This is a genomic window from Streptomyces gelaticus (genome assembly GCF_014649535.1).
GTDB lineage: Bacteria > Actinomycetota > Actinomycetes > Streptomycetales > Streptomycetaceae > Streptomyces > Streptomyces gelaticus.
Map to the genome: position 1 here is coordinate 109,598 of NZ_BMTF01000004.1, position 22,645 is coordinate 132,242.

The 22,645-nt window shown below is 70.5% G+C and carries 25 protein-coding genes and 1 pseudogene; 9 read left to right on the plus strand and 17 right to left on the minus strand.

Annotation, left to right across the window (positions count from 1 at the left end; genetic code table 11):
* Positions 1-114 precede the first annotated feature (114 nt).
* Positions 115-1,326, minus strand: a complete 1,212-nt coding sequence (locus IE107_RS07340) for an NAD(P)-dependent malic enzyme (RefSeq protein WP_189542312.1) — start codon at positions 1,324-1,326, stop codon at positions 115-117.
* A 521-nt stretch (positions 1,327-1,847) separates the two neighbouring features.
* Between IE107_RS07340 and IE107_RS07345 the strand changes: the two genes are divergently transcribed.
* The 3 genes from IE107_RS07345 to IE107_RS07355 are packed head-to-tail and all read left to right on the plus strand — an operon-like array spanning position 1,848 to position 4,536.
* Positions 1,848-2,798 (plus strand): ABC transporter substrate-binding protein, encoded by a 951-nt coding sequence (locus IE107_RS07345; protein ID WP_189542315.1) that lies wholly within the window; start codon positions 1,848-1,850, stop codon positions 2,796-2,798.
* A gap of 29 nt (positions 2,799-2,827) precedes the next feature.
* On the plus strand, positions 2,828-3,778 hold the full coding sequence (locus IE107_RS07350) for an amino acid ABC transporter permease (RefSeq protein ID WP_189542317.1): 951 nt from the start codon (positions 2,828-2,830) through the stop codon (positions 3,776-3,778).
* Entirely contained in the window at positions 3,775-4,536 is a 762-nt protein-coding gene (locus IE107_RS07355; RefSeq protein WP_308434214.1) for an amino acid ABC transporter ATP-binding protein, read from the plus strand. Before IE107_RS07350 ends, IE107_RS07355 begins: the two co-directional genes overlap by 4 nt.
* Positions 4,537-4,593: 57 nt before the next feature.
* Here IE107_RS07355 and IE107_RS07360 read toward each other — a convergent pair whose 3' ends face one another.
* The 3 genes from IE107_RS07360 to IE107_RS07370 form a co-directional block, all read right to left on the minus strand.
* Positions 4,594-5,343 carry a hypothetical protein gene (locus IE107_RS07360; protein ID WP_189542319.1) on the minus strand — a complete coding sequence of 250 codons (750 nt, stop codon included), beginning with the start codon at positions 5,341-5,343 and terminating at the stop codon, positions 4,594-4,596.
* Complete coding sequence (locus tag IE107_RS07365) at positions 5,340-5,828, minus strand: SigE family RNA polymerase sigma factor (RefSeq protein ID WP_189542321.1); 489 nt, start codon at positions 5,826-5,828, stop codon at positions 5,340-5,342. Before IE107_RS07365 ends, IE107_RS07360 begins: the two co-directional genes overlap by 4 nt.
* Before the next feature lie 148 nt (positions 5,829-5,976).
* Positions 5,977-6,738 carry a class I SAM-dependent methyltransferase gene (locus IE107_RS07370; RefSeq protein ID WP_229866751.1) on the minus strand — a complete coding sequence of 254 codons (762 nt, stop codon included), beginning with the start codon at positions 6,736-6,738 and terminating at the stop codon, positions 5,977-5,979.
* Positions 6,739-6,828: 90 nt separating this feature from the next.
* On the opposite strand from IE107_RS07370, the gene IE107_RS07375 reads away from it, so the two are divergent.
* The gene (locus tag IE107_RS07375; RefSeq protein WP_189542326.1) at positions 6,829-7,458 is read left to right on the plus strand and encodes a CGNR zinc finger domain-containing protein; all 630 of its coding nucleotides are present in this window, start codon (positions 6,829-6,831) and stop codon (positions 7,456-7,458) included.
* Here the strand turns inward: IE107_RS07375 and sodX are convergent.
* The gene (gene sodX, locus IE107_RS07380; protein ID WP_189542327.1) at positions 7,362-7,820 is read right to left on the minus strand and encodes a nickel-type superoxide dismutase maturation protease; all 459 of its coding nucleotides are present in this window, start codon (positions 7,818-7,820) and stop codon (positions 7,362-7,364) included. The two genes, IE107_RS07375 and sodX, sit on opposite strands and share 97 nt — an antisense overlap.
* Before the next feature lie 178 nt (positions 7,821-7,998).
* Between sodX and sodN the strand changes: the two genes are divergently transcribed.
* Complete coding sequence (gene sodN / locus IE107_RS07385; RefSeq protein WP_072483792.1) at positions 7,999-8,394, plus strand: superoxide dismutase, Ni; 396 nt, start codon at positions 7,999-8,001, stop codon at positions 8,392-8,394.
* 292 nt (positions 8,395-8,686) lie between these two features.
* On the opposite strand, the gene IE107_RS07390 is transcribed toward sodN, so the two are convergent.
* The 3 genes from IE107_RS07390 to IE107_RS07400 form a co-directional block, all read right to left on the minus strand.
* Entirely contained in the window at positions 8,687-9,172 is a 486-nt protein-coding gene (locus IE107_RS07390) for a GNAT family N-acetyltransferase (RefSeq protein WP_189542892.1), read from the minus strand.
* Between the two features lie 74 nt (positions 9,173-9,246).
* Entirely contained in the window at positions 9,247-9,759 is a 513-nt protein-coding gene (locus tag IE107_RS07395) for a GNAT family N-acetyltransferase (RefSeq protein WP_229866752.1), read from the minus strand.
* 118 nt (positions 9,760-9,877) lie between these two features.
* On the minus strand, positions 9,878-10,351 hold the full coding sequence (locus IE107_RS07400; RefSeq protein ID WP_189542330.1) for a hypothetical protein: 474 nt from the start codon (positions 10,349-10,351) through the stop codon (positions 9,878-9,880).
* A 557-nt stretch (positions 10,352-10,908) separates the two neighbouring features.
* Between IE107_RS07400 and IE107_RS07405 the strand changes: the two genes are divergently transcribed.
* On the plus strand, positions 10,909-11,388 hold the full coding sequence (locus IE107_RS07405) for a VOC family protein (protein WP_189542332.1): 480 nt from the start codon (positions 10,909-10,911) through the stop codon (positions 11,386-11,388).
* Positions 11,389-11,526: 138 nt separating this feature from the next.
* On the opposite strand, the pseudogene IE107_RS34765 reads toward IE107_RS07405, so the two are convergent.
* The 6 genes and pseudogenes from IE107_RS34765 to IE107_RS07430 all read right to left on the minus strand — a co-directional run.
* Positions 11,527-11,821, minus strand: a pseudogene (locus tag IE107_RS34765) (MFS transporter); the annotation flags it as partial.
* Between the two features lie 105 nt (positions 11,822-11,926).
* A complete protein-coding gene (locus tag IE107_RS07410; protein WP_189542350.1) occupies positions 11,927-12,550 on the minus strand; it encodes a nucleotidyltransferase domain-containing protein in 624 nt (207 codons plus the stop codon).
* 44 nt (positions 12,551-12,594) lie between these two features.
* Positions 12,595-13,521 (minus strand): NAD(P)H-binding protein, encoded by a 927-nt coding sequence (locus IE107_RS07415; protein ID WP_189542352.1) that lies wholly within the window; start codon positions 13,519-13,521, stop codon positions 12,595-12,597.
* Positions 13,518-13,877: a DUF952 domain-containing protein gene (locus IE107_RS07420; protein ID WP_189542354.1), complete on the minus strand. Its 360-nt coding sequence runs from the start codon at positions 13,875-13,877 to the stop codon at positions 13,518-13,520. The genes IE107_RS07415 and IE107_RS07420 overlap by 4 nt, the downstream gene beginning before the upstream one ends.
* A gap of 315 nt (positions 13,878-14,192) precedes the next feature.
* Positions 14,193-15,218, minus strand: a complete 1,026-nt coding sequence (locus IE107_RS07425) for an NAD-dependent epimerase/dehydratase family protein (RefSeq protein ID WP_189542895.1) — start codon at positions 15,216-15,218, stop codon at positions 14,193-14,195.
* An 86-nt stretch (positions 15,219-15,304) separates the two neighbouring features.
* Positions 15,305-16,258 (minus strand): LysR family transcriptional regulator, encoded by a 954-nt coding sequence (locus IE107_RS07430; RefSeq protein WP_189542356.1) that lies wholly within the window; start codon positions 16,256-16,258, stop codon positions 15,305-15,307.
* 245 nt (positions 16,259-16,503) lie between these two features.
* Here IE107_RS07430 and snpA point away from each other — a divergent pair, with 245 nt between their 5' ends.
* Positions 16,504-17,175 carry a snapalysin gene (gene snpA / locus IE107_RS07435; protein ID WP_229866753.1) on the plus strand — a complete coding sequence of 224 codons (672 nt, stop codon included), beginning with the start codon at positions 16,504-16,506 and terminating at the stop codon, positions 17,173-17,175.
* A gap of 94 nt (positions 17,176-17,269) precedes the next feature.
* Here the strand turns inward: snpA and IE107_RS07440 are convergent, their stop codons facing one another.
* The 3 genes from IE107_RS07440 to IE107_RS07450 all read right to left on the minus strand — a co-directional run bounded on the left by IE107_RS07440 (position 17,270) and on the right by IE107_RS07450 (position 20,699).
* Positions 17,270-17,944: a DUF6304 family protein gene (locus IE107_RS07440; RefSeq protein ID WP_189542359.1), complete on the minus strand. Its 675-nt coding sequence runs from the start codon at positions 17,942-17,944 to the stop codon at positions 17,270-17,272.
* Positions 17,945-18,055: 111 nt separating this feature from the next.
* The gene (locus tag IE107_RS07445) at positions 18,056-19,270 is read right to left on the minus strand and encodes a family 2 encapsulin nanocompartment cargo protein polyprenyl transferase (RefSeq protein WP_373302409.1); all 1,215 of its coding nucleotides are present in this window, start codon (positions 19,268-19,270) and stop codon (positions 18,056-18,058) included.
* A gap of 22 nt (positions 19,271-19,292) precedes the next feature.
* Complete coding sequence (locus IE107_RS07450; protein ID WP_189542361.1) at positions 19,293-20,699, minus strand: family 2B encapsulin nanocompartment shell protein; 1,407 nt, start codon at positions 20,697-20,699, stop codon at positions 19,293-19,295.
* 176 nt (positions 20,700-20,875) lie between these two features.
* Here IE107_RS07450 and IE107_RS07455 point away from each other — a divergent pair, with 176 nt between their 5' ends.
* Positions 20,876-21,325, plus strand: coding sequence for an RrF2 family transcriptional regulator (locus IE107_RS07455; RefSeq protein ID WP_189542363.1), 450 nt, complete (start codon positions 20,876-20,878; stop codon positions 21,323-21,325).
* 115 nt (positions 21,326-21,440) lie between these two features.
* Positions 21,441-22,637: a globin domain-containing protein gene (locus IE107_RS07460; RefSeq protein WP_189542365.1), complete on the plus strand. Its 1,197-nt coding sequence runs from the start codon at positions 21,441-21,443 to the stop codon at positions 22,635-22,637.
* Positions 22,638-22,645 lie beyond the last annotated feature (8 nt).

The window sequence follows — 22,645 nt, forward strand, 5'->3', positions numbered from 1 at the left end:
CGGGAGCGGGGACCCCGGTTGTACGCCCGGAAACGGGAAGGGGCGGGGTGGGGAACAAGCCCGCCGCAGGCGCACCCCGCACCCGGGAACCCGTACCCCGCCCCGCCACCGGCCTCAGCGCCGGGCCACGCCTTCGGCCCGCGCGGCCGCCGCCACCGCGGCCGTCACCGCGGGTGCCACCCGCTCGTCGAACGGCGAGGGGATGACGTAGTCCGCCGCGAGCTCGTCGCCCACGACGTCGGCCAGCGCGTTCGCCGCGGCGATCTTCATGCCCTCGGTGATGCGGGAGGCCCGGACCTGGAGGGCGCCCGCGAAGATGCCGGGGAAGGCCAGCACATTGTTGATCTGGTTCGGGTAGTCGGACCGCCCGGTCGCCACGACGGACGCGTACTTGTGCGCGATGTCGGGGTGGACCTCGGGGTTCGGGTTCGCCATGGCGAAGACGAATGCGCCGGGCGCCATCGAGGCGACGGCCGCCTCGGGGACGGTACCGCCGGAGACGCCGATGAAGACGTCGGCGCCCGCCAGCGCGCTCTCCAGCGGACCGGAGATCCCGGCCCGGTTGGTGATCTCGGCCAGCTCGCGCTTGACCTCGGTCAGGTCCTCGCGGTCCCGGCTCACGATGCCCTTGCGGTCGGCCACGGCGACGTCGCCGAGCCCCGCCTCCAGCAGGAACTTCGCGATGGCCACCCCGGCGGCGCCGGCGCCGGAGATGACGGCGCGCAGGTCGCCGAGGCTGCGGCCGGACAGCTTCGCGGCGTTCCGCAGGGCCGCGAGCGTCACGACGGCGGTGCCGTGCTGGTCGTCGTGAAAGACCGGGATGTCGAGCCGTTCCTGGAGCTTGCGCTCGATCTCGAAGCAGCGCGGCGCCGAGATGTCCTCCAGGTTCACGCCGCCGAAGGACGGCGCGAGCCGGACGACCGTCTCGACGATCTCGTCCGCGTCGGTGGTCGCGAGCGCGATCGGCACCGCGTCGACGCCGCCGAACTGCTTGAAGAGAATCGCTTTGCCCTCCATCACCGGGAGGGACGCCTCGGGTCCGATGTCACCGAGGCCGAGCACCGCGGTGCCGTCGGTCACGACGGCGACGACCTGCGACTTCCAGGTGTAGTCGTGGACCAGCTCGGGATTCTCCGCGATGGCGCTGCACACCTTGGCGACGCCGGGCGTGTACGCGAGGGACAGGTCGTCCTTGTCGCGGACGGGAACGGTGGCCTGCACGGCCATCTTCCCCCCGCGATGAAGGGCGAAGGCCGGATCGAACGGCTCATCTGTGGTGCTGTCAGTGGTGCTGTCGCTGCGAGGATTGACGATCTCCGCTGCCATGGTGTTGACCCCTTAAGTCTTCATCGTTTGAGGGTGGCCACTCCTGGTTGAGGAGGGGTGGGCGGGCACCACGTACGTGCCCCGCGTCGGCGGTTGGCCCGCCCCGGCAGGGGGAAATACATACGCGCGGGCGCGCCGCACACGCGCCCTGAGCCCCGGATGAGGGGTGTAAAGGTCTTTCTTACCCGACGGACCGCGTCATGGACGAGTCCAAACGGACTCGGTGACGTGACTCATAGTCGAATATCTGGACAAGTCCACCAAGCGACAAAAGTGTCCACTAGATGAGACGCGCCGCAGATCTTCCGGCTCGAAGGGGGAAACCCCGTGGATGGTCCGGCCTTGCGTACCGGCCTCCTGAGGTTCGGGGATCTCCCGTTATCCGATTTTGACATGCGTACCAGCCAGTTTGCGCCAGTCCGAATGGCAAGATGCCCTAATCGCACAGGGGGGCGGGATCCACAGCTGTGTGTCCATACCACCTGGCAACACCACCCTCACCTGCCGAAGGAACCCCGATCATGACCGCAAGCACAACACGCCGCACGGCCGCGAAATCCAGGATCGCAGCGGTCGGCGCCATCGCGGTCGCCGGCACCATGCTGCTGGCCGCCTGCGGCGACCAGACCAAGAACGGGTCGACGAACAACCCCGCTTCGGCCCAGGCACCGCTCGCCGGCCTCCTGCCCAAGGAGATCAAGGACAAGGGCGTCATCAAGGTCGGTTCCGACATCGCCTACCCGCCGGTCGAGTTCAAGGACAAGTCCGGCAATACGGTCGGCATCGACCCCGACATCGCCGCCGCGATCGGCAAGCAGCTCGGCGTGACCATGCAGTTCGAGAACGGCACGTTCGACACGCTGATCACCGGCCTGCGCTCCAAGCGCTACGACCTGGCGATGTCCTCGATGACCGACACCAAGGACCGCCAGCAGGGCATCGACTCCGAGACGAAGAAGAAGGTCGGCGAAGGCGTCGACTTCGTCGACTACTTCACCGCCGGTGTCTCGATCTACACCCGCAAGGGCGACGACCAGGGAATCAAGACCTGGGCGGACCTCTGCGGCAAGAAGATCGCCGTCCAGCGCGGCACCGTCTCGCACGACCTCGCCAAGGCGGAGTCCAAGAAGTGCGCGGACGGCAAGAAGATCGCCATGGAGACGTTCGACAACGACCTGGAGGCCCAGACCCGGCTGCGCAGCGGTGGCGCCGACGCCGTCTCCTCCGACTTCCCGGTCGCCGCGTACGCGGTGAAGACCTCGGGCGGCGGCAAGGACTTCCAGATCGTCGGCGAGCAGGTCGAGGCCGCCCCGTACGGCATCGCCGTCGCCAAGGGCAACGACCAGCTGACCAAGGCCGTTCAGGCGGCCCTGGAGGCAATCATCAAGAACGGCGAGTACAACAAGATCGTGTCCAAGTGGGGTGTGGAGGCCGGCGCGGTCACCGAGGCCAAGCTGAACGGCGGATCCTGAACAGGTACCGGTGCTGAAAGGTTCTTCCAGTGACTGACATCAAGAAGACGGGCCCGGCCGACCAGCCGCCCATACCCTCCACCCCACCGACCGGACCCGAGGCGATCAGGGCCGTTCCGGTCCGGCACTACGGCCGGTACGTCTCGGCGGTCATCGCGATCGGGGCGTTCGTCGCGATCGTCTACGCCTTCAGCCAGGGCAAGATCAACTGGGGTGCGGTCCCCGACTACTTCTTCGACCACCGCATCCTCAAGGGCGTCACCCAGACCCTGCTGCTGACCGCGCTGTCCATGGTCATCGGCATCGTCGGCGGTGTCCTGCTGGCCGTCATGCGGCTGTCCAGGAATCCGGTGACGTCGTCGATCGCCTGGTTCTACATCTGGTTCTTCCGCGGTACCCCGGTCCTGGTCCAGCTGTTCGTCTGGTTCAACCTGGGCCTGGTCTTCGAGTACATCGACCTCATGCCGATCTACAAGGACTACTGGTCGAGCTTCATGACGCCGCTGCTGACGGCGCTGCTCGGCCTGGGTCTGAACGAGGCCGCGTACATGGCCGAGATCTGCCGTGCGGGTCTCCTCTCGGTCGACGAGGGCCAGACGGAGGCGTCGCACGCGCTGGGCATGAGCCACGGCAAGACCCTGCGCCGCGTCGTGATCCCGCAGGCGATGCGGGTGATCGTGCCGCCGACGGGCAACGAAGTGATCAACATGCTCAAGACGACGTCACTGGTGGCGGCCGTGCAGTTCTACGAACTGTTCAAGTACGCCCAGGACATCGGGCAGGGGTCCGGTGCCCCGGTCGAGATGTACTTCCTGGCCGCGGCCTGGTACCTGATCATGACGTCGGTGCTGAGCATCGGCCAGTACTACCTGGAGCGGTACTACGCGCGCGGTTCGAGCCGCAACCTGCCGCCCACCCCGTTCCAGAAGGTCAGGGCCAATCTCCTGTCCCTGGGCCGCCCGAAGGGAGTCATGGCATGACCGCCATGGTGAAGGCCGAGGGCGTCCACAAGTCCTTCGGCGCCGCGCACATCCTCAAGGGCATCGACCTGGAGGTCGCGCCGCAGGAGGTCTTCTGTCTGATCGGCCCGTCCGGTTCCGGCAAGTCGACGTTCCTGCGGTGCATCAACCACCTGGAGCAGATCAACGCCGGCCGGCTGTACGTCGACGGCGAACTCGTGGGCTACCGGCAGAAGGGCGACAAGCTCTACGAGCTCAAGGACAGCGAGGTCGCGCTGAAGCGCCGGGACATCGGCATGGTCTTCCAGCGCTTCAACCTCTTCCCGCACATGACGGCGATCGAGAACGTCATGGAGGCCCCCGTCCAGGTCAAGCGCGAGTCCAAGGCCGTCGCGCGGGCCCGAGCCGAGCGGCTGCTGGACCGGGTGGGCCTCGGCGACAAGGCGAAGAACTACCCCTCCCAGCTCTCCGGTGGACAGCAGCAGCGGGTGGCCATCGCCCGCGCCCTGGCCATGGAACCGAAGCTGATGCTCTTCGACGAGCCGACGTCGGCGCTCGACCCGGAGCTGGTGGGAGACGTCCTGGACGTCATGCGCGGTCTCGCGGAGGACGGCATGACGATGGTCGTCGTGACCCATGAGATGGGCTTCGCCCGTGAGGTCGGCGACGCGCTGGTCTTCATGGACAACGGTGTGGTGGTCGAGTCCGGCCACCCGCGCGACGTGCTGACCAACCCTCAGCACGACCGGACGAAGTCGTTCCTGTCGAAGGTGCTGTAGCGGCGCGGCGAGAGGGCGGTACGGAGCAGTGCTCCGTACCGCCCTCTTCCGTTCCCCCTACTTCTTGGGCAGCAGCTCCGGGCTGAGCAGCAGCGCCCGCAACTGGTCGCGGGTCAGCGGCGGCGTCTTCAGCAGCGGGCCCTGTGCCCGCTCGCCCTCGAAGCCGGTGCTGTCACGGACGGACAGCACCCCGCCGTCCTTCAGGGTGAGCCGGCCGACCAGCTCCTTGCCCCACTGCGGCGCGCCCTCGTAGTTCATCGGGTCGCTCCAGGTCGTCAGCACCCGTCCGTCCGGCAGCTTCTCACTCACGCAGTCCGGCATGCCCGGCACCCCCGGGGCCGGCTTGCACGGGTCGTCCCCCGCGAAGGGGCTGCCGGTGTTCAGGTAGCCGATGACGAGGTAGCCGACGCCGCCGTCCCTCCGTACGGAGAAGTGCCCGTCCAGCGGGCCCGCCAGGTGCTCCATCTCCTGCTTGGAGGTGTCGCCCTTGATGATGACGGAGAGCGAGACCTGGTCGACGGCTCCGACGTCCTTCGGCAGCACCTTCGCCAGCTTCTTCGCCCGGCCGCCGTTCCCAGCGAGCTCGACCGGGGCCGCCACCGCGGTCTCCTGCGTGTCCCCCTTCGGGGCCAGGTTCGGCACCGCGACAGCTCCGGCCGCGACCACGGCGGCCGCCGCGACCGAGACGGTGACCCGGCGCCGCAGCCGCACCCGGGCGGCCCCGGCGTACACCGTCCGGGTGGTGGTGGCCGGCTGTCCCGCCTCGTCCGCGGCCCGCCCCAGCAGCTCGTGCACCTCGTTGCTCATACCAATTCCTCCGCCATCTCGGCGCGCAGCGCCGCCAACCCCCGAGCCGCGTGGCTCTTGACCGTGTTCTCCCGCATCCCGAGCAGCCCGGCCGTGGCCTCGACGCTCAGGTCCTCCCAGTAGCGCAGGACCAGCACGGCCCGTTGCTTGTCCGTGAGCCGGGCGAGCGCCGCCCGCACCGCCAGCCCGGTGTCCGTGTCCGGTGCCCGGTCGGCGCGGTCCGGCAGTTCGCCGTAGGACTGTTCGCGCCGCCAGAACCTGCGGCGGGATGCGATGAAGGTGTTGATCAACGTCTTGCGCGCGTACGCCTCGATGTTGTCGAGCCGTCCGTACCGCCGCCCCCCGAGCACCACCTTGACCAGCGTCGCCTGGACCAGGTCATCGGCCTCGTGCCGGTCGCCGCAGAGCAGGTACGCGCTGCGGAACAGCGCGGTACGTCTGTCTTCGACGAAGGCGTGCAGCGCGGCATCGTCTTCGATCCGCATCGTCGGCGCCCCTCTCCGGGTCCGCGGGTGCGGACCGTCTCATCCCTTCCAGTGCGGTGGGAGGCGCGGCGGGTTGCAGCGGAAGCCGGAAAGGAAGAGGCGGTACGGGCAACCGCCCCGCACCGCCCCTCCCCCGCACGTCCCGCCGCTACTTCACTGCGAGCACCAGGGTGTCCGAGGGCGACGCCCAGACGGTCCGCGCCTCGCCGAACCCCGCCGCGCGCAGGGTCTCGGTGTGCCAGCCGACGGAGGGCATGTCGCCGTCCGCGTGCTCACCGTAGATCCGGTACCGCTCGGCGGTCGGCCCGGCGAGGACCGGGTCCTTGGCGGCCAGCGCCCACCAGTCGGCCCAGTCGACCGCGCCGGCGGCCCTGGCGCGGTCCATGACGGCGTGCCGGTGGGCACGTTCGGCCGCGTTGATCCGGGGCGTCGCGGTGTCGATCATGTGGTCCGCGTTCATGAAGACGCCGCCGTCCCTGACGAGCCCGCCGATGTGCCCGTAGAGCGCGGTGAGCGGTTCGCTGTGCAGCCAGTGCAGGGCGGTGGCGGTGAGCACGGCGTCGTACGAGTCGTACGGCAACTGCGCCGCCCACTCGGGGTCCTTGAGATCCGCGGTGACGAAGGTGACGCGCTCGTCGCCGTCGAAGTAGCCGCGCGCGATGGCGAGCAGCGCCGGATCGAGGTCCACGCCGGTGCTGGTGGCTTCCGGGAACCGCTTGAGCAGCCGGTCCGTAATACTTCCCGTACCGCATGCGAGATCGAGCACCCTCGGCCGCGGCCCCACAAAGGCCTCGACCATGTCCAGCATCACCCGGAACCGGTCCTCGCGGTCGGGCATGTACCACTCCTGCTGCCGGTCCCAGCTCTCCTGCCAGGCCCGCCAGTCCGTACCCGTCGATGTGTCTGTCACCAGGAACCTCCATGTAATACCCTGGACCAGTAAAAGCCCATTACACCGTTCGCACGCATCGACCATAGACCGACGCCGTAAGGACTACAAGTGGAACTGGCCTATTACTCGGACTACGCCGTACGTCTGGTCAACACCGAGGCGCCGGCCCGCAACAAGGACTCCCTCACCTCCGTGGAGGCGGTCCGCGAGCTCTTCGGCGTCAACCGCCAGGCGGCCCGGCGGGCGACCGACGCGGATGTGACCCGCTTCAGGTCCGTACGGGCGCGGCTGCGCTCGGTCTTCGAGGCGGCCGACGGCGGCGACGAGACGCTCGCCGTCGACCTGCTCAACTCACTGCTGCTGGAGTTCCCGGTCAGCCCGCAGATCTCCGGCCATGAGACCCGCGACGAGGACGGCAAGCCGGACTGGCACATGCACCTGGCCGACCATCCGTCGAACGCGACGGCCGGATACGCCGCCATCGCGGCGATGGGCCTCGCCTTCCATCTCACCTCGTACGGGGTCGACCGGCTCGGCGTGTGCGAGGCGTCGCCGTGCCGCAACGCCTACCTCGACACTTCCACCAACCGTTCTCGCCGCTACTGCTCGGACCGCTGCGCGACCCGAGCCAATGTGGCCGCCTACCGGGCCCGCAAGCGCCAGGAGACGGAACGGGCGGCCGACACCGGCCGCAGCGCGGAGACGGCCCAGGCCACCGCGCCCCGCACCGACCGCTGATCCTTCTTCAGCGGCCGGTAGCGCACCCAAGCCCTGGCCAGTACGAACTCCTCGGGCACCGCCCCGTAGTCCGTGCTGTCCCCGCCCGCGAAACTGTTGTCGGCCAGCACCCACCAGCCACCCCGACGACGCTCGGCGGCGCGCTTCACGACCAGCAGGTCCTGCTGGAACGGATGCCGCAGGATCACCACGTCACCGGGGCGCACCGTCGCCCCGTACTGCACGAGCAGCCAGTCGCCGTGATGGAGCGTCGGCACCATCGAGGGTCCGGTCACCTCCACCACCTGGAACGGCACCCTCGCCGCCAGCCCGCGCCCGTGCTGCCCCTGCGCCAGCTCAGGCGCCCCCGGCATCTCCCGCATCTCTCCGGCACCTCCCCGGTCCGTCCAGTACACGTCCTGTACAGCGTTTCGTGCATTCGGCCACTGGTCCCATCCTCGCCTGGACTTTTGGCCTAAGCCCATGGGGGCACCCGCAAAAACGCGTCTCTCACGGAGTAATGTCCCACCTGAGAAGACGATCACGAGGAAGGACAGCTCAATGCTTTCCCGCCTGTTTGCCCCCAAGGTGAAGGTCAGCGCCCACTGCGACCTGCCCTGCGGCGTGTACGACCCGGCCCAGGCCCGCATCGAGGCGGAGTCCGTCAAGGCCGTCCAGGAGAAGTACCAGGCCAACGAGGACCCGCACTTCCGGGCCCGCGCGGTGGTCATCAAGGAGCAGCGCGCCGAGCTCGCCAAGCACCACATCTCGGTGCTGTGGAGCGACTACTTCAAGCCCCCGCACTTCGAGAAGTACCCGGAGCTGCACCAGCTGGTCAACGACGCCCTCAAGGCCCTCTCGGCCGCGAAGGCCTCCACGGACCCGGCGACCGGTCAGAAGGCGCTGGACTACATCGCCCAGATCGACAAGATCTTCTGGGAGACCAAGAAGGCCTGATCTTCGGCCGGGCTGTCCGACCTGCGATTTCGCGGCTCGCATCGCCCACCTCCCCGCACCCGGCCCGTCGGCCGCCGAGCACGGCGTTTATGACGGACCGGGTGCGGTCTTCTTCGCCCGGCCGCAAGTGGAACCAGATCCACTGCTCCAAAAGCCGCGCATCAGTGTGCGCCGAACAACACAGGTCACGAACTCGTCGACCGGAATCGCGCACCGGAAACTGTCGGCCTCCGGCGGGTCGGCCCGACGGTCCTGTGGTGAGCGTCACCCGGGCCCCACTGCAACGCGCCTCTCATGGCAGGGAGCGGGTGAGCCATACCAGTTCGCCGCGATCATCGGTCGATACGTGGTCGCGCTCGAACCCGAGCTTGTCGAGAACGCGAAACGACGGCGCGTTCCAGATGCGCACCGTCGCCCAGAGCCGCTTCCGTCCGGTCGCGATCGCGTCGTCGAGCACCGCGGAAGCCGCCTCGGTCGCGTAGCCCTGTCCGTGCACGCGCCGGAACAACTCGTACGCGATCTCGGGCTCGTCGACGGAAGCCCGCCCGACAGTAAGCCCGCAGTACCCGATGAAGTCGCCCACATCGCGACGGACGACGGGCAATAGGGCAATGCCTGTCCGTACCGAGGCGACCCGCTCGTCCTCGATCATCTGCCGGTTGTGCTGGATCGACGGCATGCCGTCGCCCCGTTCGGCGACGAGCTCGCGATGGGCGTCGATGTCGGAATCGGTCCACGGACGCAACGTCAGCCGGGCGGTTTCGAGTTGGAGTGACATCGGCGGATACGACACGGCGGCAGTGTATCGACGCCGCCCCGAACTCAACCGGATCAACCGAAATCCGCAGTCGCTCAGAAGGCGTGCCCGCCGGTGAGCCTCTTTTCCCAGAACACTTCGTCGCGCCATGCGCCATCGGCGTAGAAGTGGTCATGGGCGACGCCCCAGGAACTGAATCCGTGCTTGCGGAGGATCGCCTGGGACGCGAGGTTGTCCAGTTGGGTGTGTGCCTCCAGCCGATGCAGGTTCAGCTCGTCCTCGGCAATCCGCAGTGCGAGGCCGACGGCACGGCTCGTGTGCCCGAGTCCCTGGTGGCGAGAAGACACCCAGTAGCCGAGGAATCCCTTCTGGAACGGGCCACGCAGGATCGAGCTGATGTTGACCTGCCCGACGACGGTCTCACCGGAGACCACGACGCCGGGCCACGCGAGCCCGTTCTCGTGGGAGGCCAGCAGGGATTCGATGACCGCGGCTTGACCGTCGGGCGTGTAGAACCCTGCCGGCCTCGCAGGCAGCCAGCGTGCGTACGCCTGCTTGTCCCGGGAGAGCAGGCCGGCGAGTGCGGGGCCGTCGGAGGGCTCGATCAAGCGAATCGACGTGGAGTTCACGGGTGTTCTGCCGTCTTGTCAGCTGCGGTGGTCGGTCGCGCGGGAGCTCTACGGTACGCCGCCGGCGGGAGCGGTCATCCATCCCACCGAATCGGCCCTAATCACCCGAGAATCCAAAGATTCCCAGGTGGGTGGGCTTGTCATCGGCGTAGAGGACGACGTAATAGCCGGTCCACCGCATCCGGCACTCGCCCAAGAGGCTCCGCTCGTGTTCCTCGTGGCTCGCAGCATCATCGGCAGCGGCGACAAGTTCTTTGTACTGCGCGACCGTGGGACGGTCCGTACCGAAGTGGTGGACCACTCGGCCGGGTGCCAGAGGGCGAAGGGTGCCGTAGTCGGAGGGACGGGACTGCATCGGCGGGTCGTCCATGGCAACGACCGTGTCGATGTCGAGGATCGTATGGGTGCCCTCGTTTCCCATGAACTCCGCATCCTCATACAGTTCCTCCAGACTTCGGTAGCGGGAACCGTCGCCGTACTGCTCCCGGAACAACCTGGCCTGCAAGGCCTTCAGTGCCGCCTCGACATCCCCGTCGTACCCGGTGACGTACTCCCATCCACTGGCACCCATGAAGCCGCCCTCCCTGAAGATCGTGAATGCCCAGACGGTAGCGGCAGGGACTGACAACCACTGTGGCCTCGCGCCGGGCTCGGGCCGGTTCCGGGATCGAGGGTCACCACGGGGCCTGCGGTCGACTGCGGCACCGGCGGGATTCGAACCCGCGGGCGAGGAGGGCAGGTCCACCCTGTTCCCGCCAGTCGACGCACGGGTGACCTCCGGACGCCGATCGCCATGGGCCGCTCTGCCACGACACCGCAGTCTGCGGGACCGCGCGATCCCGCTGCGGTGATCCCAGGGGTGGCTCCCGGCACGAGAAAGCCGTTGACGGAGGCGGGCGCAGACACGTGCGGGGGAGGCGCTTGGGAAGGTGTTTGCCAAGCCGATTACCCGGAAAGCGGCCGTGTCGCCGGAGGTTTCGCCTCTCCTGAGAGGACCATATGAATTCGGCCGATGCCGGTCCCCCATCGATTCGCTCCTCGTACCACCGATGAGTTTTCGGGGCGGGATCGGTCGATACGGGTGGATATGCGCAGACGACGGGGCTGCGCGCACGAGGGGAGACAGCGATGACCACCGAGGGCTTCACCACATGTCTGTGGTTCGACGGGCAGGCCGAGGAGGCGGCTGAGTACTACGTCTCGGTCTTCAAGAACTCGCGCCTCGGCAGGGTCGGCCGCTACAGCGAGGCGGGTCCGGGACCCGCCGGGTCGGTGATGACGGTCGAGTTCGAGCTCAACGGCCAGAGGTTCGTCGGGGTGAACGGCGGGCCGGAGTTCACCTTCAACGAGGCCGTCTCGTTCCAGATCGGCTGCGCGGACCAGACCGAGGTGGACTACTACTGGAGCAGCCTCACCGACGGCGGCGAAGAGGGGCCCTGCGGCTGGCTGAAGGACCGGTACGGCGTCTCCTGGCAGGTCGTGCCCGAGGGGCTGACCGAGCTGCTCCTCGACCCGGACGGGACGAAGGCCGCAAGGACGACCTCGGCGATGATGACCATGAAGAAGCTGGACATCGCCGCGCTGCGGAAGGCGCACGACGAGGGCTGAGCCGCGCGGACGCGTGGGCACTTGGACGCGCGAACGTACGGGCGCGCAGATGCCGGAGGGCGGACCCGACGGGAGTCGGTGGATCCGTACCCTCCGGCATCTGCGCGCCGGGGCCCGGCGGCCCCTGCCCGTCGTCACCCTCGCGCGCCGCGGGGCGAGGAAGGTACCCGCGAGCAGCGCGCCGGCCAGGACCAGTGCCGAGTTGACCAGGATCGCGACCGAGACGCCCGAGAGGACGCCCTCGGGGCCGGTGTCGCCGAGGGCGGACATCCTGGCAGTGGCGACGGCGCTCATCACCAGGATGCCCATGGTGATGCCGACCTGCTGGTGACGTTCCGAGCGCCACCAGGGAGAGGGTGGCAACGGCCTGGACGGCCCCGCCGGTGACGATGGCCGTACGGCTCCTGAACCGGCCGACCGCTCGGCCGCCGAGGCCGCGGCAGCGGCGGCGCGGCCGAGCGCGTACGTCGGCTGAGGGCCGCCCGTCCGGTCAGCCCGGACGGGTGGGAGCGGAGGACGGGCGGGAGCGTAGGCCCCGTCAGCCCGCCGGGTGGGCGCGCAGGCGGGCCGCCCACGGGTGCCCGGCGCCCTCGGCCAGGGTGATGGTCTCGGTCAGCCAGGCGCGCTGGTCCGCGGTGAGGACCGGCAGCGCCTGCGCGAAGTCCTGCTCGTCCTTGGGGCGCGGGGACCCCGCCTTGTACAGGAGCTGCACCTCGGGGCAGAGATACGGAACGCCGTCCCCGGAGACCCGGCCGAGCCGTTCGACCGGCAGGCGGATACGGGGGTCACGGCGGAACAGCCAGTCGCCGCCCTCCGCGTCGTCGAGCATGAGCTGGACGCGCCACGGCTCGTCCGGCCCCGGGCGGCACCAGATGTCGTGCACGTACGGCGGCAGGACCTCGCCGGGGAGCCAGCGGCGCAGCGTGCCGGGCGGGTCCGCGGCCCACCACTCCCAGTCCGCCAGGAGGAGCTGGGCGGCGAACTGGTCGCGGCGGAGCAGGAGTACGTCGATGTCGCCGTGGTCCCGGAAGGCGTGGCCCACGGCGAACTCGACCGCGTATCCCCCGGCGATCCACCAGGGGGCACGCAAGGGTGCGAAGAGGCGGGCGGCCTCGTCCGGCGGGGGCGGGTCCCAGGGGCCCCACGGGGTTTCCGTACGCATGGCCGCAGGCCCCTCTCCCTCTCCGGAACCGCCCGCCGCGGGCGTCAGTCCGTCGTCAGCAGATGCCGGTAGCTGTCCGGATGGTCCCTCAGAAAGGCCGCCAGGCTCGTCGCCGGATGCCCGGTGAAGTCCGGCACCGCGTCCGAGACCGCGGCCATCTCGCCGGCGGCGATGGCCTCGTACGACGTCACCCAGCCGGCCACCTCCCAGTCCTCGGCACCGTACTGCGCCCGGGAGGCGTAGGCCTCCTCCCGGGTCTCCGGCAGGTAGGTGATGGTCCGGCCGGTGACCCTGCTGAGCTCCTCGGCCGCCTCGGCGAGGGTGAACGCCTCCGGGCCCGTGAGGTCGTAGGTGAACCCGTCGTAGCGGGTGTCGTCGCTCTCGGTGTCGGCCAGCAGAACGGCGACCGCGACGTCCGCGATGTCGTCGTGCGCCACCGCCGCCACGCGGCCGTCGCCGGCCGGGCCGCGCAGTACGCCGTCGGCGCCGGTCATGGCCGGGATCCCGGCCAGGTACAGGCTGTCGCGCAGAAAGGTGTAGCGGACATCGGTGGCCCGGATGTGCGCCTCGGTGTGCCAGTGGTCCCGGGCGAAGGTGAACGTGGCGTCCGGCGCCGCGCCCAGGAAGGAGACGTACACGATGCGCTCGACGCCCACGGCGACCGCCGCGTCCACGGCCGTCGTGTGCTCGCGCACCCGGTACGGGCTCTCGTGCGCCGAGACGAGGAACAGCGTGTGCGCCCCGGCCAGGGCGCGGCGCATGGCTTCCCCGTCGCCGTACCGGGCGGGCGGCGCGGCGACGGCGCCGGGCAGTTCGGGCAGCCGGGACGGATCGCGACCGAGGAGCCGCACGGGCACGCCGGCGCGCGCCAGACGCCGCGCGACACGTCCGCCGACGGCTCCGCCCGCGCCGGTGACGGCGACGATGGGGGCGCTCGGGTTCTCCGGGCCGGTGGGGGGTGGGTTGTTCATGCGGGGACGCCTTCCTCGCGCGGCCAGGGCCGCACCTCCACGACCGCGTCCACCGGGACGGGTCCGTAGATGTGCGGGAACTCCTCGCGGCCGGGCGCGACGGACTCGTACCGTACGGGCACGGGGAGCCGGCCGGGATCGATGACGAGGACCACGAGTTCCTGGTCCCCGGTCCCGGCCCCGCTCCCGGCGCCGTACAGCATCTCGGCCACGCCGGCGAGCTGGTGCGGCAGCGAGCAATGGATGAAGCCCTCTTCGTGCAGGGTGCGGCCGCGGGTGGACATCTCGTACGTCCCGATCCCGCGGGCCGCCTCCCACAGGGGGCCTTCGGTGAGGTGCAGCAGCAGTTCGGCCATGGGCCCAAACTAGCCGCGTCGACGCGCCCTCCGGGCCATCAGCGTGGCCGCCGATCCGGCCACGAGCAGCGCGGCGGCGATTGCGCCGAGAACCCGTTCACCGCCGCGCGCACCTGTGTGCGGCGCGCGCACCCGGGACGGGGCTCGTCCGGCCCGTCGGGCTCGTGCGGCCAGATGTGGGACGGTGTGGGCTGCGGTCCCGCCCGGTGCGACCCCGATGCACTCGTATACGTGGAGCCGGGGACGGGTACGCCCGTGCGCGCGGGCACATGGCCGACGGGGCGTCAGCAGCCCCCGGACGCCACCCGTGCTGCATCAGGCCGGGTCCGCCAGGAGTCCGGCCTCCGCACCCGGGGCCAGGCCGACCGCGGGCCGGTCCGGGCGCTGCGGGGCCTGTCCGCCCAGCTCCTCCAGCCACTTCCAGGTGTCGGCGACCGTCTCCTCGACCGGGCGGCAGCGCAGGCCGGCCGCGTACGCCTTGCTGACGTCACCGCAGTGCATGGTGTCGTACAGCTCGCCCGGCGGCAGCCAGACCGGCAGGTCGCTCCACGGCTCCACGCCCGCCGCGAGGATCTTCTCCGCGGGCGTCCAGCGCAGTTCCGCGTCGGAGCCGGTGACACGTACACAGGCCTCCAGCAGTTGCCCCATGGTGGCGTGGCCCGGCCGACTGACCAGGTTGTACGGTCCGTGCAGACCGCTGCGGGCGGCGTCCAGCAGCCAGTCGGCGAGGTCGCGGGCGTCGATGTACTGAAGCTTCAGATCCGGTGTGCCCGGGGCCAGTACGGGTCCGCCCCGGGCGATCCGCAGCAGCCACCAGGGCAGTCTGCCGATGTTCTCCCAGGGGCCCAGGATCAGTCCCGCGCGGGCCAGGAGGGCCCGGTCACCGAAGGCGTCGAGCGCGGCCAGTTCGCCGCCGCGCTTGGCCAGGGGGTACGAGACGTCCCCGCCCGCGTCGGGCGAGGCACCGGCCACCAGCGGACCCTCCTCCGGCAGACCGGCCGGGGCCGGGTAGTCGTACACGGAGCGGCTGGAGACATAGGCGTACCGGGCGGCCCGGCCGGTCAGCAGGCGGGCCGCGTCCCGTACCGCCGAGGGGGCGCCGCTCCAGGTGTCGACCACCAGGTCCCAGGTGTACCCGTCGCCGGGTTCGTCGACCGTGCCGGCTGCGGGTCCCGGTCCGGTCAGGGCCGCGAGGCCGCCCTCGGCGGTGCGGTCGCCGAGGAGCTCCGTCACGCCCGGCGGGGGCGCGTGCCGGCCGCGGTGGAACACCGTGACGTCCCAGCCCCGCGCCAGCGCCGCCTCGGTGACGGCGCGCCCGACGAATTCCGTACCACCCAGCATCAGAAGCCTCATGGCACCGACTCTGCCCGCCGGGCGGCCGGGTGGGAACCGGTCCTCGCTCTCGGCGGAATCGGGAACCGGGCACTTCACGGGGTGCGGGCGAGCGGGCTGCGGTTGCGCAGCAGCCACTGGTGGTACCCGGCCGCGCGCCGGGCCGCCTCCCGGTAGGCCGCCTCCAGCTCCCCGTAGACCGTCGCCGTGTCGAGGCCCGGACGTGACACCAGCAGCAGCCGTACGGCGAGGGGGTCGTCGCGCAGCGGGCGGATCGCCATGTCGTCGCGGGGCCCGGAGGTGGGCTGGCAAGGGGCGACCGCCTCGCCGAGCACGATGAGGGAGGCGGCGGTGAGGTAGTCGCCGTGCAGGACGGTGGGCGCGAGACCGGCCTCGTCGAACACCCGGCGCAGCCCGTCCCATTCGCCGTCCACCGTGGGGTCGACCATCCACCGGTCGGCGGCCAGATCGGCGAGGTCGACGACGGGCCGGGCAGCGGCCGGGTGGTCCCTGGCCATGGAGATGAACTGCGGTTCACGGTCCAGGAGTACGCGCTGCTCCAGGCCCTCGGGGACGGTCAGCGGGCAGCCCTCGACCTCGTGCACGAAGGCGACGTCGAGCCCGCCCGCCCCGACGTCGCGGAGCAGTGCGCGGGCCGATACGTCGACCCGCAGCGAGATGTCGGTACCGGGGAGCCGGAGCCGCAGCCTGCGCAGCCATCCGCCGATGACCCGGCTCGCCGTGCAACCGATGCGCAGTCGGGGCCCGGAGGCCCGGACCGCTTCGGCCTCCGCCTTCGCGTCGCTGACCAGGGCGGTCATCCCGTCGACCAGGGGGCGGGCCCGGCTGAGCACGGCGCGGCCGAGCAACGTCGGCCGGCAGCCGGTCCGTTCGCGGCGGAACAGCTCGGCGCCCAGGGTGTTCTCGATCCGGCGCAGCTGGGTGGTCAGGGAGGGCTGGCTCACGCCCAGTCTGCGGGCGGCTTGGTGCAGGCTGCCCGTGTCCGCGATGGCGCACAGCGCCCTGAGGTGTCTCACCTCAAGCTCCATACGATCGAGCGTAGGGCGGCGGGCGACGCTCGCACCAGACTCCCCAATCGCATCAAACCCCTTTAATTCACCTGGAGTTGGCGGACTCTTCGGCGACGGTACCGGGGCCTGCGATAGCCCGGTGCTATCGCCGGTTGACATCATCCGCCACGCCTTCCGCTCCCCGACACTCTCTCCGTACCGCACCCGTCCGAGTCCGATCATCGGACGGGTTCATCGGACCGGTAACGGTAGGAGACCCCCCCATGAGACACCCCAGGACCGTCATGTCGGCCGTGGTCGGCCTCGGCTTCGGCCTCGCGGCCGCGCTGGGCACGGCACCGGCGATCGCCTCCTCGGCCCCCGCCGCAGCACCCACCGCCTCGGACGCCCGCGCCGGCTACACCACCTACGCCGGGTCGCACGAGAACGCCGCCGCGAACAAGGCGTTCTTCGAGGCGGTCGCCAAGTCCGTGGCAAAGAAGCAGGCGGCGAACCCCGGCGCGCAGTCGGTCACCGTCGTCTACAGCGCCGCCAACGCGCCCAGCTTCCGCTCCCAGATAGCCAGCAGCGCGCAGATCTGGAACAGCTCCGTCTCCAACGTCCGCCTGCAGGAGGGCTCGAACGCCGACTTCACCTACTACGAGGGCAATGACTCCAGGGGCTCGTACGCGAGCACCGACGGGCACGGCAACGGGTACATCTTCCTGGACTACGCGCAGAACCAGCAGTACAACTCGACCCGCGTCACCGCGCACGAGACCGGGCACGTGCTCGGCCTTCCGGACCACTACTCCGGCCCGTGCAGCGAGCTGATGTCGGGCGGCGGCCCCGGCACTTCCTGCACCAACCCGTACCCCAATGCGAACGAGCGCAGCCAGGTCAACTACCTGTGGCAGTTCGGCTTCGCGGCTTCCCTCGCGCGCAGCACCTCCTGACCGTCCCGGTCCGGACACGTCGCGCCGGCGGGGCCACCTCGTAGGACGGGGTGGCCCCCAGCGCGGCGGTCTCCTGCGCGCCGGGGCCGGGCGATCAGGCGTGTTCCAGCGGGAAGGCGCCCCGGTGGCCGGTACCGGCTCCCTGCTCCGGGCGGGGCTCGTACTCGCGGCAGCTCCAGATCTCCTGGACGAACCCGGTGCGCCGGTCCCACAGGTCCCGGACATCGCCCTCACCGGCCGCCCCTCGGTAGGCGTCCTTGGCACCCCGGAAACAGGCGAGGCCGCCGGAGAGTCCGCGGCCCGTGGCCGGGGCCGGGAAGTAGTCCGAGAAGGCACAGGCGATGCAGGTCTGTATGCGCACGCCGGGCGGCAGGGCGCGCTGGATCGTGGCGAGCGCGGACGCGAAGTCGCTCTCGGCGCGATGGGACGCGTAGGCCGCGCCCCCGAACTGCAACTCCAGGCCGAGGTGCGAATCGGGGCGGCGCAGCGACAACAGGCAGCTGAGCGTGGCCTGGTGGACGGCTCCGTCCCAGATGACCGGGAGCGGCAGGTCCCACTCCAGAACGCAGTCGCTCAGTGCGCCGTCCACCAGGGTGAACCGGTCGTCGGCCGGTGGCGTGCCGACGGCCGGGGCGAGGCCGTCGAAGCTCGTGCCCTCGAAGTCGATGCCCCTTGTCCGGAGGCGTAGTTGCTGTCCGTCGGTGGTGAGGACGACGGCGTCGGAACCCTGTCGGTCCCGGTACCACCCTGCCCATGACTCGTCTGTCATGGGCACGGACTGTAGCCCGTGCCCATGACAGTCGCCCGGTCGCCCTCCGTTTCCTCTCACGGGCCTTGTGACCTCGGCGGCTTGTTCCTGTTCTCCCCCTCCGCTCCGCGGTCAGTGCGTCCGGCGGGTGACGAACTCCGCCAGGGTCAGGAGGTCGCCCGCGCGGGCCGGATCGGGGACCGCCCGGGACAGATGGTGGACCGCGCGGGCCATCCGGTCCGCCGCGGCGATCTGCGCCCAGTCCCGGCCGCCGGCCCGGTCGACGGCGTCGGCGGCGCGGCTCACCTCGCCGGGTGTGTTCATCGATCCTTGGTACAGCGTGGCGAGTTCGGCCGCCGCCGGGGTGCCGGAGGTCAGCGCGGCGACGACGGGCAGGGACTTCTTGTGGGCGACGAGATCCGCCCCGACCGGCTTCCCGGTCCGCGCCGGGTCCCCCCAGATGCCGATCAGGTCGTCGATGAGCTGGAAGGCGAGGCCCGCTTCCCGGCCGAATCCGTCCATCGCGCCGACCGCCCGCTCCCCCGCCCCCGCGTACAGCGCTCCCAGCGCGCAGGCGCAGCCGAGCAGAGCACCGGTCTTGGCCGTGGCCATGGTCAGGCACTCGTCCAGCGTGACCTCGTCGGGGCCCCGGTCCTCGAAGGCGCAGTCGGCCTGCTGGCCCGCGCACAGCTCGATGACACAGCTCGACAGCCGTGCCGAGGCGCGGATCCCGGCCGGGGACGGGTCATCGGCGAGCAGCCGCTGGGCGAGGGCGAGCATGGCGTCGCCCGCGATGACCGCGTCGGGGATACCGAAGACGGCCCAGGCGGTGGCCCGGTGACGGCGCGTCCGGTCCTCGTCGATGACGTCGTCGTGCAGCAGGGTGAAGTTGTGAACCAGCTCCACGGCGACGGCGGCCCGTACCGCCTGTGCCTGGTCGCCGCCCAGCGCACGGGTGGCTGCGAGGACCAATGCGGGCCTGACCGCCTTTCCGGCCGGCCCGGAGGAGGGGCTGCCGTCGACCTCCTGCCAGCCGAAGTGGTACATCGCGACGCGGCGGATCGACCCGGGCAACGATGCGACGGCGGCGCGCAGTCGGGGGTCGACCAGGGCCCGGGTCCGTTCCAGGAGGACCTCGGCCTCCCGGCCCTGTGTCGCGGCGGGGGCGGGCGGGCCGTCGGCGCCCTGCCCCACGGGGGCGGGCGGGGCACTGCCGGGCAGGGCGTCGTCGCCCGGGGCCCGGGGTGTGGGTGGTTGGGGTACGTGGTGGGTTTTCACTGGGCCGTCCTCCCGAGGCCGCCCCGGGCACGGCTGCCCGGTGGCGGAGGTTGACGGGGACCCGGACATCGCCGTCCGGACCCCCGAGGGGCTACCGCCAGCGGCTGACCTCGACGTTTTCCAGCACGCCCAGGGCGTCCGGCACGAGGATGGCCGCGGAGTAGTAGGCCGTCACCAGATAGGAGATGATCGCCTGCTCGTCGATCCCCATGAAGCGGACCGAGAGGCTGGGCTCGATCTCGTCGGGGATGCCGGACTGCTGGAGTCCGATGACGCCCTGCTCGGCCTCACCCGTCCTCATGCAGATGATCGACGTGGTCCGGGCGTCGGTGACCGGGATCTTGTTGCACGGGAAGATCGGCACCCCTCGCCAGGCCGGCACGTGGTGTCCGCCGACGTCGACGCTCTCCGGCACCAGACCGCGCTTGTTGCACTCACGGCCGAACGCGGCGATGGCCTTCGGGTGGGCGAGGAAGAGCTTCGAGCCGCGGCGGCGCGAAAGCAGCTCGTCCATGTCGTCGGGGCCGGGCGCGCCGTCGTGCGGCTGGAGGCGCTGACCGTAGTCGCAGTTGTTGAGCAGCCCGAACTCGCGGTTGTTGATCAGCTCGTGCTCCTGGCGCTCGCGCAGCGCCTCGACTGTGAGCCGCAACTGCTGCTCGGTCTGGTTCATCGGCTGGTTGTAGAGGTCGGCGACCCGGCTGTGGACCTTCAGCACGGTCTGGGCGACGCTCAGTTCGTACTCACGGGGGGATGCGTCGTAGTCGACGTACGTGTGCGGGACGACGGCCTCGCCGACATGGCCGGCGGAGAGGTCGATCGCCGCCTCGCCGTACTTGTTGGTGCGCTGCTCCGGGATGCTGAGCAGTCCGGCGAGATGGTCGCGGAGCGAGTCGGCGCGCTCGGCGAGGTTCAGCACGTCCGCCCGGCTCAGCGTCAGCACCGTGCAGGCGGTGACGGCACGGGCCGTGTACTCCCAGACGGCGTCGCCGTCCACCAGGGCCTGGTCCCCGAAGTAGGCCCCGTCGGCGTGGACCCCGAGCACCGTCTCGTCCCCGTACGGACCGGTGCCGATCTTCTCGACCTTGCCGTGTGCCAGCAGATAGACGCTGTCCGCCGCGTCCCCCGACGCGGCCAGCACCTGCCCGGCCGCGATCTCGCGCTGTTCGCACCGCCGGGCGAGCTCGCCCAGCGCCTCCTCGTCACCGAAGTCCCGCAGGGCGGGGAGCTCTCCGAGCTCGGCGGGGATGACCGCGACCCGGTCACCGGTCTGCACGAAGGTCACCCTGCCGTCCCCGACCGAGTAGCTCAGCCTGCGGTTCACCCGGTAGGTACCACCCTGCACCTGCACCCACGGCAGCATCTTCAGCAGCCACCGCGAGGTGATCTCCTGCATCTGCGGGGCGGACTTGGTGGTCGTCGCGAGGTTCCGCGCCGCTGCCGTCCCCAGACTCTGCTGCGGCGGCAACGACGCGCTCTGAACCTCTTCACCAACGGACATCTGACGTCCTCTCCCTCTTCGGCTGACCTGCACGAAGAGCCTTTCAGCGCGGAGAGTGGTCGCGCCATTACACAAAAGAGTGTGACTAATCGGCTTTGGGCTGGGCACAACGCTGAGCGATGTCCGCGGAGCGCTTTAAGTTGCATCCTCGATGCAACTTATCTACGGTTGCTGCCATGCGGCTGACGAGATTCACCGACGTGGCGCTGCGCGTACTGATGCGCCTCGCCGTCGCGGAGAACGAGGACCCGCCGACCACCCGGGAGGTGGCGGCCACCATGCAGGTGCCGTACACCCACACCGCGAAGGTCGTCGCCAGGCTCCAGCACCTCGGCCTCATCGAGGCGCGACGGGGCCGCGGCGGGGGGCTGAGTCTCACCGGGGCGGGCCGCTCCGCCTCGATCGGCGGACTCGTCCGGGAGCTGGAAGGGCCCGGCGACGTCGTCGACTGCGAGGGCAGCACCCCCTGCCCCCTCCGCTCGGCCTGCCGGCTGCGCAGCGCCCTGCGCCTCGCCGAGGAGGCGTTCTACGCCTCGCTCGATCCGCTCACCGTCACCGAACTGGTCGCATCCCCCACCGGACCACTGCTGATCGGCATCAGCGGTCGCCGCCCGGACACCGGCTGAGCCGCCGCACCACGGGCCCCGGCGCCCGATTCCGCAACCACCCGGCTTCGCCTTGCCCGGTTCCGTCCTGCCCAAAAATACGAATCTCAAATACCAATTCAAATGAGGAGTCCTGATGCTCTCCGAGACGTCGACCGCCACTGTCCGTGCCACCCTCCCCGCCGTGGGCGCGGCGATCGGGGACATCGCCGATCTCTTCTACCGCAAGCTCTTCGAGGCCCACCCCGAGCTGCTGCGCGACCTCTTCAACCGCGGCAACCAGGCGTCCGGCGCCCAGCGGCAGGCCCTCGCGGGCTCCATCGCCGCCTTCGCGACCCATCTGATCGAGCACCCGGACACCCGCCCCGACGTGATGCTCGGCCGGATCGCCCACAAGCACGCCTCGCTCGGCGTCACCGCCGCCCAGTACGACATCGTGCACACCCATCTGTTCGCCGCCATCGCCGAAGTGCTCGGCGACGCGGTCACCCCGGAGGTCGCCGCCGCGTGGGACGAGGTCTACTGGCTGATGGCCGGTGCCCTGATCTCGATCGAGGAGCGGCTGTACGCACAGCAGGGCGTCGTCGCCGGCGACGTGTGGCGCGAGTGGGAGGTGGCCGCCCGGATCGAGGAGACCGCCGATGTCGACACCTTCCAGCTCCGCCCGGCCGACGGAGCGCCCGCCCCCGCCTTCCGGCCCGGCCAGTACGTCTCCGTACAGGTGGAACTCCCCGACGGGGCCCGCCAGATACGCCAGTACAGCCTCTCCTGCGCCCCCGGCTCGCGGCTCCGTTCGATCACCGTCAAGCGGGTGCACGGCGGCGGCGCGCCGGACGGCGAGGTCTCGAACCATCTGCACACCGAGGTGAAGGCCGGCGACCTGCTGCGGGTCTCCGCACCGTACGGCGACCTCGTACTCGGATCCGCCGACGCGCCGCTCCTGCTCGCCTCCGCCGGCATCGGCTGCACCCCGATGCTCTCGATGCTGGACCACCTCGCGGCGACCGGGCACCGCGCCCCGGTCACCGTCGTGCACGGCGACCGCTCCCCCGCCACCCACGCGATGCGCACCGACCACGCCCTGCTCACCGGCAAGCTCCCCGACGCCACCGCCCACTTCTGGTACGAGGACCCCGAGCCCGGCCACCCCGCCGAGCGCACCGGCCAGGTCGATCTGAGCGACCTCGCCGTCGCCCCCGGCACCCACGCCTATCTCTGCGGCCCCCTCCCCTTCATGCGCGCCGTACGCACCCAGCTGCTGGCCAAGGGCGTCCCGGCGGCCGACATCCACTACGAGGTGTTCGGCCCCGACATGTGGCTCACCCAGGACTGAGTCCGGCG